We start from the raw sequence: 11,925 nt of genomic DNA, 5'->3' as shown, positions 1-11,925 counted from the left end.
CCGCAGCAGAAACACACTGAAATCACGTTCGAAGGCGCAGTCGCCTCGTGCTATCTATCGTCTTCCATGGGGGCCGAAGGGGGCGTGACAGATACGTCTCGCAGGCCGAATTAACGGAAAGAACGCCGGTGTCGCATTCAGACGAACAGTTGCAGTCGGTGCTGGAAACGCTCGAGGAGTGCCGCAGGGTTCTCAATGCCTGCAACAGCCGCGAGTCGGCCGAGATGCTGTCCATCGTCATCCTCGACGTCAGGATGAAACTGAAAGGAATCGACAGTGCCGATCTCAAGGCGCTGTGCGACGAAATGCTGCGGAGCGCTGCCAGCGAGCCGCCGGCCCCTTCCAAGCAGACGCAGGACCAGCCCCGGCGTCCGCTGCTCCGCGTGGTGAAGTAGCCGCGCCGCCCAATCTCGCTTTCCGGCGAGGTTTGTGCGCGTCCCGATGCCGCATCTGTGATCACGGAGGGCATCGGGCGGAGCCCTGGATTTGTGCGCCTCTGTTGCGCATTCTCCGGCATGGGCTACACCAGAGCCGGTTCGGCTCCGGGCCGGGCGCGTTCCCTACGCGCCTTGACGGGGCCTGAGATGGCTCCGATTGCATCATGCAAAATGTTTCGATTCCGGCCGCACTGATTGCCGGCCTCGTCAGCTTCCTCTCGCCTTGCGTCCTGCCTCTAGTTCCGCCCTATCTGGTCTACCTCACGGGTGCCACGATCGAGCATGTCGAGAGCGACGAGCCGGTCGCGGCCTCCAAGCGCGCGATCATGATGTCGGCGCTCCTGTTCGTGCTCGGCTTCTCCACCATCTTCGTGGCGCTCGGCGCCAGCGCTTCGCTGATCGGCGGGCTGATCCGTGCCTGGTCGGCGGAGCTGTCGATCCTCGCTGGCATCGTCATCATCATCATGGGCCTGCACTTCCTCGGCCTGACGCGGATCGGCTTTCTGATGCGGGAAGGACGCCTGCCGATCTCCAAACCGGTCGGCCTGTGGGGCGCCTATATCATGGGCCTCGCATTTGCGTTCGGCTGGACGCCTTGCATCGGCCCGATCCTCGCCGCGATCCTCTCGGTCGCCGCGGCGGAAGCCACGGTGACGAGGGGCGCCGGCCTGCTCGCGGTCTATTCCGCGGGCCTCGGAATCCCATTCCTGATCGCCGCGCTGATGATCGAACAGTTCTCCGCGCTGTTCGCGCGCATGAAGGGCCAACTCGTCAACGTCGAGCGCGCCATGGGCGTCCTGATGGTGCTCACCGGCATCGGCTTTCTCACCGGCGCGGTCTCGAATGTGAGCATCTGGCTGTTGGAGACGTTTCCGGTGCTGCAGACGATCGGTTAGGGCGCGCGGGGACCGGGTTCTCACGGACGAAAAAGTAGAGGAACCGTTGAAATCGGTCAGGCATGCTGCCACGGAACGACGATTCCAAACCTTTCCGGTCCCGAGGCGTTGCATCGTGGGACAACTCGCATGGTGGAGATCACGTGACCAGGACACTGCGCTTAGAACCCCTGTCGGACAACGCGGCGTTGGTTGCCTGGCAATTTTTGGGGCAGCCGTTGCAGGAGTGGCCGAGCTGGGTTCAGTCGAATTGCTCGCTGCAGAAGGATGCCGACGGAAAATTCGAGCTTCGGCACGAGCGGCGCAGCGGCACACAGATCGTCTATCTCGGCGAGTGGCTGGTGAGAGATCTCGATGGCGGCGTGGACTTCTACACGGACGCTGAGATCTGGTCGCGGTTCGCTGCCAAGCGCTGACGCGCTGAGAGATTCAGCCGACGCGTCGATCGGCCTTAGTCTTTCCTGCTCGAGCTTCGGACGATCAAAAGCCTGTGTGGCTGGTGGGGCAAAAGGCCTCGCGGTAGGACACATCCACAGAATGCAATCTGTGGTAATATTCCTTCGTACTGCACCCTGAGGGGCAATTCTTCTGAACGTATACTGAAACGAGAATTTCAGACAATCGACATCTTCGGCGCCCCTCTCCCTTACAGCATATTGAGCAGGAGCAAGCGATGGGAACCGACGTGAATGTTCATCCCGGTCATGGCAAGGCCGGACGTCAACCGACGCGACAATTTCTGGATACGCTTTCCGGACACGACGATCCGGGCATGTTTGGCCGGATGTTTCCGACCCTGGAGCCGCTGGCTGTCGACGACGGTCCGCTGCGCGAGCTCGCCGACGCGATGAAGGATCCCGCCCCCGGCGACGCCGCGGGAAACAACCTCAACGTCCCGGCGGGTTTCACCTATCTCGGCCAATTCGTCGATCATGACATCACGCTCGATCTGACCTCCTTCGGCGAGAAGGAAGCCGATCCGATGGCGGTCACGAATTTTCGCACGCCCGCACTCGATCTCGACAGCATCTATGGTCTCGGTCCCGACGGGAGCCGTCATCTGTACGCGCGCAATTCGGCGGGCGACAACGGCAAGACTCCGGGTCCCAAGCTCCTGATCGGCAAGACCGTCAACGTCGACACCATCACCGGAGATCATCGCAACGACCTCCCGCGCAATCCCGAGGGGTTCGCCCTGATCGGCGATCATCGTAACGACGAGAACCTGGTCGTCGCGCAAACTCACCTTGCGATGCTGAAGTTTCACAACAAGGTCTGCGATCAGCTCGCGGCGTCAGGCAAGCCGGCGGGCGAGATCTTCGAGGAGGCGCGCCGGATCGTGACCTGGCACTATCAATGGATGGTCCTGCACGATTTCGTGGAGCGGATCACCGAGAAGGGTATCGTTGCGAAGATCCTCGAGCAGGGTCGGCGCTTCTACCGCTTCAAGAAGATCCCCTACATGCCCGTCGAGTTTTCGGGGGCGGTCTATCGTCTCGGCCACAGCATGGTGCGCCAGGCCTATAGCCACAACCGGATCTTCACGTTCGGCCCCGGCGGTATTCCTGCAACTCTCGATTTGCTGTTCAGGTTCACCGGGCTTTCGGGAGGAATCATCGGAGACCTCGCACCCAATCCGATTCAGCCGCCGCTCCCGCTTCCGTTGCTTTCGAGCAACTGGATCATCGACTGGCGGCGCTACTTTCAGGTGCTGCCGAACAACCCTGCGGGCGTGACGCTCAATCCCTCGCGCAAGATCGACCCCTTCATCGTGCCGCAACTCCATACCCTGCCTGGCGACGGCGGCAGCCTGCCGTTCCGCAACCTCAAGCGCGGCGTGTTGCTGGGATTGCCGTCCGGGCAGGACGTCGCCAAGGCCATGAAGATCAAGAATCCGCTGACGCCGGAAGAAATCTCGAAGGGGAGCGACGGCGCCGTGGCGAAAAAGCATGGCCTGCACCAAAACACCCCGCTCTGGTACTACATCCTCAAGGAGGCGGAGCAGCGGGGCAGCGGCGAAAGGCTCGGCCCGGTCGGCGCGACCCTGCTTGCCGAGGTCTTCGTCGGCCTCGTCCATGGCGACCACCAGTCGTATCTCTGGCTCAAGGGCAAGAGCTGGAAGCCGACGCTGCCGTCGCAAGTGCCGGGCGAATTCACGATGGCCGACCTGCTGCGTTTCGTCGGGGATATCAGCCCGATCGACGGCATCTCGACGGTCTAGACCAGACGCCCGCCAGCGTTGCAGACGATGGGCCGGACCGGCGTGCATGGCGCGCCGGTCTGGACGTTTGCAACAATGCTCAGGGCTTGAACACGTAGCCCGGCGTGATCGCCGCCGTCTCCGGGATCGGCGGCAGGTCGGCGAACAGCTCAGGACGGTCTTTCATGACCTTGAGAATGTGCTTCGGCTCAATATGCGCATTGACATCGAAGGTCGATTTGAGGATGCCGAGCCGGGTGAGCCGGTCCTGGGCGCTCCACAGCGCGCGGTAGTTGTTCGCCGACAGCCGGCGGTCCGCCTGCTGGATGTTGAACTGCATCGCGGCCTCCGCGACCTCCTGCTTCAGGCCTGGAATCCAGCGCGTCGCGACTTGTGCCGCCAGCTTCGGGTTCTTGCGCATCCATTGGTCGGCCTCGGAGACGGCGGCGAGGAATTTCTCGATGGTCTCGCCGTTGGCCTGCACCCATGGGCGCAGCGCGACGTTGAAGCCGATATAGGAGATCACGTCGCCGCCCCGAATGATCTCGACGGCGCCCGGCACGTCCTTGCCCGCGACGATCGGCCAGGGGTCCCAGCCCGAGAACGCGTCGATGCCCTTGGCGAGCAGGGCGACGGTCATGTCCGGGGGCGGGGTGTTGACCAATGTTACGTCGTCGGGTTTCAGTCCGGCCTTCTCCAGCGTCGCCAGGATGTAGAGATGGTTGATCGTGCCGAACGACGCCGCGATCTTCTTGCCCTTCAACGTCGAAAGGTCGCCCTTGACGATGCCCGAGCCTTCGCGCGCGATGATCGCCATCGTGGCATCGGAGCCGGCCTTGGTGGCGTTGCCGCTGTAATTGCCCAGCGCGACGAGGTCCATGCCGCGCAGCACCGCGCCGATCATGGGTACGCCGACCTGCACGATCTCGCTCTCGCCGGCCTGCAACGCGTTCAGCGCGTCGACGCCGGTGGCGTAGGGGCGTGCGATCGTGACGTCGAGCCCGTACTTCTCGAAGAAGCCGCGCTCGAGCGCGATGGGCAGGCCAATCTGGTCGATGCCAGTGACCATGCCGGCCTTGAGTTTCGTCAGGGTTTGGGCGCTTGCCGGCACCATGCCGGCCAGAAGCGCCAATCCAAGCAGCAAGAGTCGTTTCATAGTCTCAGCCTCCCTCTTTTATCGGCCCCACCGCCGTCACCCAATAGGGCCGGGCCACGGCATTGAGGTCCGTTCTTTTGACACCGCGCAGCTCGATCGAATGCTCGTCCGTGCCCGAGACGCGTCCGTATTGCTGGAAGGCGAGCACGTGGAAACGCTCCGGCGTGAACGGCAGCTCGATCTGCACGTTCACCTTGTCCGATGTGCCCGCGAGCTGCGGCGAGATCTTTCCAGGCGCTGCCACCGTCAGCCAGACCTGAAACAGTGCCCATGCGGCCACCGCGCCGAGAACGACACGGCTCTTGGGCGAGCGAAGAACGTCGGCGGCGATGCTCATGCTGCGCGCACCATCTGCAGCACGCGCGCCGAAAGCTGCTTGAACTGGTCGTCCCGGACGAGATCGTCCCAGATGCGGGGACGCGGAAGGTCGATCGCGACCTGATCGAGCACGCGTCCCTTCGACAGCACGACGACGCGGTTGGCGAGAAACACCGCTTCCGACACGTCATGGGTGATGAAGATCACCGTCGGCTTGCGCTCCTGCCAGATGCGGGTCAGTTCCTCCTGGAGCGTCATGCGCGTTTGCGCGTCGACGCTGGCGAACGGCTCGTCCATCAAGAGGACGTCGGGGTTGTTGGCGAGTGCGCGCACCACGCCGACGCGCTGTTGCATGCCCCCGGAAAGCTCGTTGGGATAACGGTGCGCCGCATGCGAGAGCCCGGCAAGCGCGAGATATTCATGCGCGATGCGGTCGCGCTCGGCCTTCGGCACGCCGCGCATCTTCGGCCCGAAGCCGACATTGTCGAGCACGGTCTTCCAGGGAAACAGCGCGAACGACTGGAACACGACGCCGCGCTCGGGGCCGGGCCCGTGCACCGGCTTGCCGTCGAGCAGGATGTCCCCCTTCGAATAGGGAATGAAGCCGGCGATCATGTTCAGGATCGTCGTCTTGCCGCAGCCGGAGGGGCCGACCACCGAGATGAACTCGCCGGGCTCGACGTCGAGTGAGACGTCGTGAACGGCGGTGACATGCGCGCCTGCATAAGGGTCGAAATAGGTCTTGCCGAGATTGCGCAGCGAGAGCGTCTTCATGATGTCACCAATCCCCAACGCTGGCCGGTCGCACGCTCGAGCGGGGCGAGAATCCAGGCGTCCACGATGTACCAGAGCAGTCCGAGAATGATCATGCCGAGGATGATCTCGACGGTCGAGCCGGCGCGGCGCGCATCGAACATCATGAAGCCGATCCCTGAGGTGCCGACGATCATCTCGACGGCAATCAGCGCGCGCCAGCCGTAGCCGAGTCCGTTGCGCAGGCCGGTGATGATGTTGGGCAGCGCGCCCGGCAGCGTCACCTCCCAGAGCACGCGCGCCCGCGAAGCCCCGAGGCTCAAGGCGGCGCGTGACAGATCGCGCGGTACCGATTCGACGCCGAGCACGGTGTTGAGCACGACGGGGAACAGCACGGTGTAGACGATGACGAAGGTCATCGTCGTCAGACCGAAGCCGAACCAGATCAGAAGGATCGGCAGCCAGGCGATGTCGCCGATGGCCTGGAAGAACAGCAGCACCGGCCAGCAGATGCGATGCGCCCAGCGGCTGGTGCCGATCAGGATGCCCAAGGGTATGCCGAGCGCCATGCCGACCGCGGCGCCGGTCGCGAGCCGGATCAGGCTGTCCTGGAGATAGTCGGGCAGGATACCCTTGTAGGTCAGCGTGAAGAATGCGCGGATGACGTCGGCCGGGCCGGGGAAGAACGCGCGTGGAAACAGCCCGGCCTCGCTGACCGCGGTCCACAGCGCCAGCACCGGGATGAAGGGAATGATCGCGGCGATGCCCGGCCAGCGCCGGGTCAGGCGGGCATAGCCGGCCCAGATTTGCAGCAGGACGTTCATGCGCGCCTCACCATGCCCCAGCGCTCGATGGTCGCGCGTTCCAGCGGGACCAGCAACAGACGGTCGATCAGAAGCCAGAGCACGCCGATCACGATCATGCCGAACACGATCACCTCGGTGCGGTAGAAATCGCGCGCGACGAACAGCATGTAGCCGAGCCCGACATTGGTCGCGATCATCTCCGCGGCGATCAGGCCGCGCCAGGCAAAGCCCAGGCCGGTGCGAATGCCCGTGACGATATTGGGCAGCGCGCCCGGCAGCAGCACTTCGGTCAGCAGCGCCCAGCGGCCGGCGCCGAGCGAGGCGGCAGCGTTGCGCAGCGTGTGCGGGATGGTCCTGACGCCGAGAAGCGTGTTGTAGGCGACGACGAAGAACACTGCGTTAAAGATCACGAAGACGATCGCGCCGAAACCGTAACCGAACCACAGTGTCGCGATCGGGATCCAGGCGATGCCGGCGAGCACCGAGAAGAACCGGAACAGCGGCGTGAGAAAGGCCGCGACTGTCGGGCTGACGCCCATGGCGATGCCGAGCGGCACCGCGGTGGCGATGCCGATCAGTGTCCCCAGGCCGACCCGCAAAAGACTGGCGCCGACATGCGCGAACAACGTGCCGTCCCGGATCGAGTCAAGCGCGGCGGTGCCGACCGCGCCGACCGAGGGAAACACGCGCGGATTGACGTTGAACAGCGGGATCACGGCGGCCCAGACCGCGACCAGCGCAAGCAGCGGCGCGATGAACATTGCAGCGCCGGCCAGCGAGTTGACGCTGCGCATCAGCCGCGACGATCGGCCTTTCAGACTGCCCGTCAGCTGCATTCGACCTCCCTGACGCTCAGCTATGCCTGTACCGGCATTTCCCACTGATCATTGCTGGTATCGTAGCCGCGTCTCGCCCAATCGCATATCTGTATCGGTTGCGACCCTCCTCGCGATCCGCGCGGAGCGGGGATCCGGGCCGAGCCCCTCATGTCACGGTGCATGGCGCTTTCTCTTGTTGAGGCTCGGCTTCCTGACGGCGCGCAGGGTCGATCCATCCGCCTTGCGAGCCGCCGCGGCGATGATGGTCTTTCGGTTCGACAGCTTCGATCGGGTGTAGCCCAGAAGCCGTTCCATCGCGGCGCGCGCCTTCTCCGGGTTGCCGCTCTCGATGGCCCGCGCCGCCATGACGTGATTCGGCAGATTGTCCTTGAACCAGCCGCCGGGGCCGCCGACGGCAACGGTGAAGACGGTGCCCAGAATGGTATCGATCGCCCCGCGAAAGCCCTGGAGGACCGGATTGTGGGTCGCGTCCAGGATCGCGAGATGGAAAGCCTTGTCGGCAGCGAGGGCGCTGGCCTGGTCCTTTGCAGTCTGCATCGCCGCCAGGGCCGTGTCGATCCGCCAGCGGTCGTTCCTTGTTGCACGCTCGGCCGCAAGCGCTGCGGCAGCGGGCTCGATGATCGAGCGCACCTCCTGGATTGCCAGCAGAAGGTCCCGATCCGGCTCGTCCTGGCCGACCAGCCAGCTCAGCACGTCGCGGTCGAGCAGGCTCCATTCGTGGCGCGGCAGCACGTGCGTGCCGTGGCGCGGCCGCACGCTGACCAGACCTTTGGCGGCGAGCGTCTTGATGGCTTCGCGCACCACGCCGCGCCCGACTCCGAAGCGGGCTTCGAGCTCAGGCTCCGGCGGCAGGGCTGTCCCGACCGGAATGAGATCCTGCGCGATCTCCCGGCCGAGCGTCGTCAGCACGGCGCGAATGCGGCCGGGCTTGATCGGCTTGTCGACGGGGCTCGGGCGCGCTCTTGCCACTCGTACGTTTCTCCCGTCCGGCCTGTCGCGGCTGGTTCGTTTGTATTTGGCTGCCACGCCCCGGCAGCTGCAATCATCGGATGTTTAACATCGGATGAATGGATGAGGGCAAGCGCAATTGTCGCAGCACACCCCGTGTTGCGCTGCGATATGCGCGTGGACCGCGGATCAAAGCGTCTCCTCCAGCGTGCAGGTCACAGTGCAGACGACGCCGCGCGGCAGGGGCAACCCCCGTGATCCGCTGCACCTCGGCATCGAGCACCATGCGCATGCTACGCACCGTTTCCAGCACACGGCGCGCAGCCTCGCTGCGATCCTGACGGTAGTTGCAATAGGCAAGGCCACCGCGAAAACGATCAGCGGCAGCGTCGTTCCGGCCCCCGTCCAGCGCGCTCCTGATCGCCGGAGACCTCGCGCCTCCGCCGCACACCGAAGTGGCGAGTTGCAGTGCAGCAGGCGTTTACGTGCAGTCCTGCGACGAAGGGGTAGCTCCAGCGCACGCAAAATGACTTCCGTCCCGCCGAGGTTTTTCATACGCTTGCGTCTCGCAAGCCGCATAACGGCTGCGCTCACGGCCCGGCGACAGGGCCGGAGCATCAAAGGGAGGGGAGACGATGAAGCGAAGGTCATTTCTCGCTGGGATCGGGGCAACCACTGCGGCAGCTGCCATCGGCATGCCGTCGATCCTGAGGGCGCAAGCCCCGATCACGCTGAACGGTGCCGTGCAGTTCAATGACGACCATGCCTTCAACCGGGCCCTGCTGCGGTTCGAGGAGCTGGTGAAGAAATATTACGGCAAGCCCGTCAACTTCACCCTGCACAGAAACTCCTCGCTCGGCCTCGAGAAGCAGTATTTCGAGTACATGTCGCAAGGTAAGGCGGTCGATTACGCCATCGTCTCGCCGGCGCATATGTCGACCTTCGCCAAGGCGGCCCCGTTCATCGATGCGCCCTTCGTGTTCAAGGGCATCGAGCACATGAACAAGGTGGTCGAAGCCAACATCCTGGCGCCGGTCGCCGACGAGGTCGCGGCCAAGGCCGAGGTGGTTCTGATCGGCTATGCCGGCGGTGGCATCCGCAACATCTTCGCCAACAAGCCGCTCAAGAACCTCGCCGATCTCAAAGGCCTCAAGGTGCGCGTGCAGGGCGCGCCGATCTGGTCGAAGACCTTCGCGGCCGTCGGCATGAGCCCCACCGTGATCGCCTATAACGAAGTCTACAACGCGATCCAAAACGGAGTGATATCAGCCGGCGAGAACGAAGCGGCCGGCGTCGAGGCGATGAAGTTCTATGAAGTGGCGCCGCATCTCAACTTGACTCAGCACGCCGTGTCGATCCGGCCGATCTGCTTCTCGGTGAAGACGCTGAAGACCCTGCCCAAGGATCTGCAGGACGCGATCATGAAGGCGGGCAAGGAGGCCGGCGATTACGGCCGTCAGCTCGAGTCGAGTGAAGAGGTCGTCAAGCTCGACGCGCTAGAGAAGGCCGGCAAGCTCAAGCGCGTTCCGTTCGAGGAGCGGGATGCCATGAAGAAGCTCGCCGACCCCGTGATGGCCACCTACGCCAAGGAGATCGGCGCGGAGGGCATCTTCGAGAAGATCAACGTCGTCTGAGGCCGCCCCGTCCGCCGACAGCATTTCGGGCAGGCCCCGCTTCCTGCCCGGACTCGGCGGATGAGCGCCGTACGGAGCCCCCATGTCCGAAATGCACGTCCTGTCCACGCCGTCGCTGTGGCGTCGCGTCACCGCAGCCTATGCGAAATTGCTGGAATTCCTGCTCGCTGCCTGCGTCGGCATCCTGGTCATCCCCGTCACGTTGCAAATCGTCTCACGTTACACGCCGTTCATTCCCTCCTACATCTGGACCGAGGAGATGGCACGGTTCCTGTTCGTCTGGACGATCATGATCGGGGCGATGGTCGGCATCCGGGAAGCGCAGCACTTCGAAGTCGACGTCTGGCCCGATCTGTCGCGGCGATCGGAGGCCGCTGTACGGATTCTCGCGCGCCTCGGCGTGCTGGCACTGGCCCTCGTGTTCTTGTGGGCCGGAATCGAATTCACGCGCTTCGCCTGGAACAGAACGTCGGAGCTGGCCGATCTGCCGCTCTGGCTGATCCACGTCGCCTGGCCGGTGGCCGGCGTGACCTGGATCGTGTTTGCGGGCGAACAGATCCTGGACGAAATGCGCATTCTGGTCGGGGCACAGAGATGAGCGGCACTGTACTTTCTGCCGGACAGGCCGCCATGGTGCTGTTCGGGGTCTTCATCGGGCTGCTGATCGTGCGCGTGCCGGTCGCCTTCGCGCTCGGCCTTGCCTGCGTGCCGATCCTTCTGATCGAGCCGCGCCTGTCGTTGATGACGCTCGCGCAGGAGACCTTCAACGCCTACAATTCGTTCATTCTGCTCGCGGTGCCGTTCTTCCTCTTGACGGCGAACCTGATGAGCATCGGTGGCATCACCGACCGCCTCGTGGCGCTGTCGCGCTCGATGGTCGGGCACTGGCCGGGATCGCTGGCGCAGATCAACGTGGTGCTGTCGGTGTTCTTTGCCGGCATCTCGGGCTCCTCGACCGCAGATGCCGCCAGTCAGTCCAAGATCTTCATCGATGCGCAGAACAAGGAGGGCTACGACCTTTCGTTCTCCATTGCCATCACCGCGGTGTCGGCGGTGCTTGCCGTCATCATCCCGCCGTCGATCCTGATGATCGTCTGGGGCGGGCTGATCTCGACCTCGATCGCGGCGATGTATCTGGCCGGCATCGTGCCGGGCCTTTTGATCGCGGGCGCGCAGATGGTGACGGTGCACATCTATGCCGTGCGCCGCGGCTACCCCACCTATCCGAAATCGACCTGGGTCGAGATGGGATCCGCTATCTGGCGATCGATCCCGGCGCTGATGACGCCGTTCATCATCGTCGGCGGCATTCTGCTCGGCTGGTTCACGGCGACCGAGTCCGCCTGCGTCGCCGTGCTTTATTCCGTGGTGCTCTCCGCGTTCTTCTACCGCGAGACGGGCTTGCGGGAATTGTACAAGGCGCTGCTCGACACCGGGCGCCTTGCCGGCGTGGCGCTGTTTTGCGTCGGCACCGCAAGTGCATTCGGGTGGCTGCTGGCCTACTACAAGATCCCGCAGGAGCTTTTGGCGAATGTCTCGACCTGGGGCATGGGCACGGTCACGGCGGGCTTCTTCATCGCCTTCTGCTTTCTGGTTGTGGGCTGCTTCCTCGACGCGATCCCGGCGATCGTCATTGTCGGCACCGTGCTGGAGCCGCTCGCCAGGTCGGTCGATCTCCATCCAGTCCAGTTCGCGATCATCTCCATCGTGTCGCTGGCCTTCGGACTGGTGACGCCACCCTACGGCCTCTGTCTAATGATCGCCTGTTCGATCGCGGGCGTGCGGCTGCGCTATGCCCTGAAGGACACGGTGATCATGCTGATCCCGATGCTGCTCGTGCTGGCGGCGGTGATCATTTGGCCCAGCGTGTCGTTGTTCCTGCCGCGCCTGCTTGTGCCGGAAATGCTGAAATGAGCGTTTGATCGTGCGATCCCGCGG

General features: G+C 64.0%; 13 protein-coding genes. 7 read left to right on the top strand and 6 right to left on the bottom strand.

Going from position 1 to position 11,925, the window contains the following annotated elements:
• Window positions 1–128 precede the first annotated feature (128 nt).
• The 4 genes from ACM43_RS32095 (at window position 129) to ACM43_RS32080 (ending at window position 3,554) form a co-directional block, all read left to right on the top strand.
• Window positions 129–395, top strand: a complete 267-nt coding sequence (locus tag ACM43_RS32095) for a hypothetical protein (RefSeq protein ID WP_275508917.1) — start codon at window positions 129–131, stop codon at window positions 393–395.
• A gap of 206 nt (window positions 396–601) precedes the next feature.
• The gene (locus tag ACM43_RS32090; RefSeq protein WP_271545498.1) at window positions 602–1,333 is read left to right on the top strand and encodes a cytochrome c biogenesis CcdA family protein; all 732 of its coding nucleotides are present in this window, start codon (window positions 602–604) and stop codon (window positions 1,331–1,333) included.
• 143 nt (window positions 1,334–1,476) lie between these two features.
• Entirely contained in the window at window positions 1,477–1,749 is a 273-nt protein-coding gene (locus ACM43_RS32085; protein ID WP_271545496.1) for a hypothetical protein, read from the top strand.
• A 257-nt stretch (window positions 1,750–2,006) separates the two neighbouring features.
• Window positions 2,007–3,554 carry a peroxidase family protein gene (locus ACM43_RS32080; protein WP_271545494.1) on the top strand — a complete coding sequence of 516 codons (1,548 nt, stop codon included), beginning with the start codon at window positions 2,007–2,009 and terminating at the stop codon, window positions 3,552–3,554.
• Between the two features lie 79 nt (window positions 3,555–3,633).
• Here the strand turns inward: ACM43_RS32080 and ACM43_RS32075 are convergent, their stop codons facing one another.
• The 6 genes from ACM43_RS32075 to ACM43_RS32050 form a co-directional block, all read right to left on the bottom strand.
• Complete coding sequence (locus tag ACM43_RS32075; RefSeq protein WP_036037747.1) at window positions 3,634–4,689, bottom strand: ABC transporter substrate-binding protein; 1,056 nt, start codon at window positions 4,687–4,689, stop codon at window positions 3,634–3,636.
• 4 nt (window positions 4,690–4,693) lie between these two features.
• On the bottom strand, window positions 4,694–5,026 hold the full coding sequence (locus ACM43_RS32070) for a hypothetical protein (RefSeq protein WP_271545492.1): 333 nt from the start codon (window positions 5,024–5,026) through the stop codon (window positions 4,694–4,696).
• Window positions 5,023–5,781 (bottom strand): ABC transporter ATP-binding protein, encoded by a 759-nt coding sequence (locus ACM43_RS32065; protein WP_036037743.1) that lies wholly within the window; start codon window positions 5,779–5,781, stop codon window positions 5,023–5,025. The genes ACM43_RS32070 and ACM43_RS32065 overlap by 4 nt, the downstream gene beginning before the upstream one ends.
• Window positions 5,778–6,584: an ABC transporter permease gene (locus tag ACM43_RS32060; RefSeq protein WP_036004520.1), complete on the bottom strand. Its 807-nt coding sequence runs from the start codon at window positions 6,582–6,584 to the stop codon at window positions 5,778–5,780. The genes ACM43_RS32065 and ACM43_RS32060 overlap by 4 nt, the downstream gene beginning before the upstream one ends.
• On the bottom strand, window positions 6,581–7,402 hold the full coding sequence (locus tag ACM43_RS32055) for an ABC transporter permease (RefSeq protein ID WP_271545488.1): 822 nt from the start codon (window positions 7,400–7,402) through the stop codon (window positions 6,581–6,583). The genes ACM43_RS32060 and ACM43_RS32055 overlap by 4 nt, the downstream gene beginning before the upstream one ends.
• Window positions 7,403–7,555: 153 nt before the next feature.
• The gene (locus tag ACM43_RS32050; protein WP_271545486.1) at window positions 7,556–8,374 is read right to left on the bottom strand and encodes a FadR/GntR family transcriptional regulator; all 819 of its coding nucleotides are present in this window, start codon (window positions 8,372–8,374) and stop codon (window positions 7,556–7,558) included.
• Window positions 8,375–8,988: 614 nt separating this feature from the next.
• Here ACM43_RS32050 and ACM43_RS32045 point away from each other — a divergent pair.
• The 3 genes from ACM43_RS32045 to ACM43_RS32035 all read left to right on the top strand — a co-directional run bounded on the left by ACM43_RS32045 (window position 8,989) and on the right by ACM43_RS32035 (window position 11,901).
• Window positions 8,989–9,987 (top strand): TRAP transporter substrate-binding protein, encoded by a 999-nt coding sequence (locus ACM43_RS32045; protein ID WP_271545484.1) that lies wholly within the window; start codon window positions 8,989–8,991, stop codon window positions 9,985–9,987.
• An 82-nt stretch (window positions 9,988–10,069) separates the two neighbouring features.
• Entirely contained in the window at window positions 10,070–10,585 is a 516-nt protein-coding gene (locus ACM43_RS32040) for a TRAP transporter small permease (RefSeq protein ID WP_271545482.1), read from the top strand.
• Window positions 10,582–11,901, top strand: coding sequence for a TRAP transporter large permease (locus ACM43_RS32035; protein WP_271545480.1), 1,320 nt, complete (start codon window positions 10,582–10,584; stop codon window positions 11,899–11,901). Before ACM43_RS32040 ends, ACM43_RS32035 begins: the two co-directional genes overlap by 4 nt.
• Window positions 11,902–11,925 lie beyond the last annotated feature (24 nt).

Origin of the sequence: Bradyrhizobium sp. CCBAU 45321, from assembly GCF_028128975.1 — a bacterium.
Taxonomy (GTDB): Bacteria; Pseudomonadota; Alphaproteobacteria; order Rhizobiales; family Xanthobacteraceae; genus Bradyrhizobium; species Bradyrhizobium yuanmingense.
This window is presented reverse-complemented; position numbering and strand designations above follow the sequence as displayed.

Excerpts from the sequence above, each read along its gene's own strand:
- ACM43_RS32090 (WP_271545498.1), top strand. The coding sequence starts at position 602 with ATGCAAAATGTTTCGATTCCGGCCGCACTGATTGCCGGCCTCGTCAGC.
- ACM43_RS32080 (WP_271545494.1), top strand. The coding sequence starts at position 2,007 with ATGGGAACCGACGTGAATGTTCATCCCGGTCATGGCAAGGCCGGACGT.
- ACM43_RS32075 (WP_036037747.1), bottom strand. The coding sequence starts at position 4,689 with ATGAAACGACTCTTGCTGCTTGGATTGGCGCTTCTGGCCGGCATGGTG.
- ACM43_RS32070 (WP_271545492.1), bottom strand. The coding sequence starts at position 5,026 with ATGAGCATCGCCGCCGACGTTCTTCGCTCGCCCAAGAGCCGTGTCGTT.
- ACM43_RS32065 (WP_036037743.1), bottom strand. The coding sequence starts at position 5,781 with ATGAAGACGCTCTCGCTGCGCAATCTCGGCAAGACCTATTTCGACCCT.
- ACM43_RS32060 (WP_036004520.1), bottom strand. The coding sequence starts at position 6,584 with ATGAACGTCCTGCTGCAAATCTGGGCCGGCTATGCCCGCCTGACCCGG.
- ACM43_RS32055 (WP_271545488.1), bottom strand. The coding sequence starts at position 7,402 with ATGCAGCTGACGGGCAGTCTGAAAGGCCGATCGTCGCGGCTGATGCGC.
- ACM43_RS32045 (WP_271545484.1), top strand. The coding sequence starts at position 8,989 with ATGAAGCGAAGGTCATTTCTCGCTGGGATCGGGGCAACCACTGCGGCA.
- ACM43_RS32040 (WP_271545482.1), top strand. The coding sequence starts at position 10,070 with ATGTCCGAAATGCACGTCCTGTCCACGCCGTCGCTGTGGCGTCGCGTC.
- ACM43_RS32035 (WP_271545480.1), top strand. The coding sequence starts at position 10,582 with ATGAGCGGCACTGTACTTTCTGCCGGACAGGCCGCCATGGTGCTGTTC.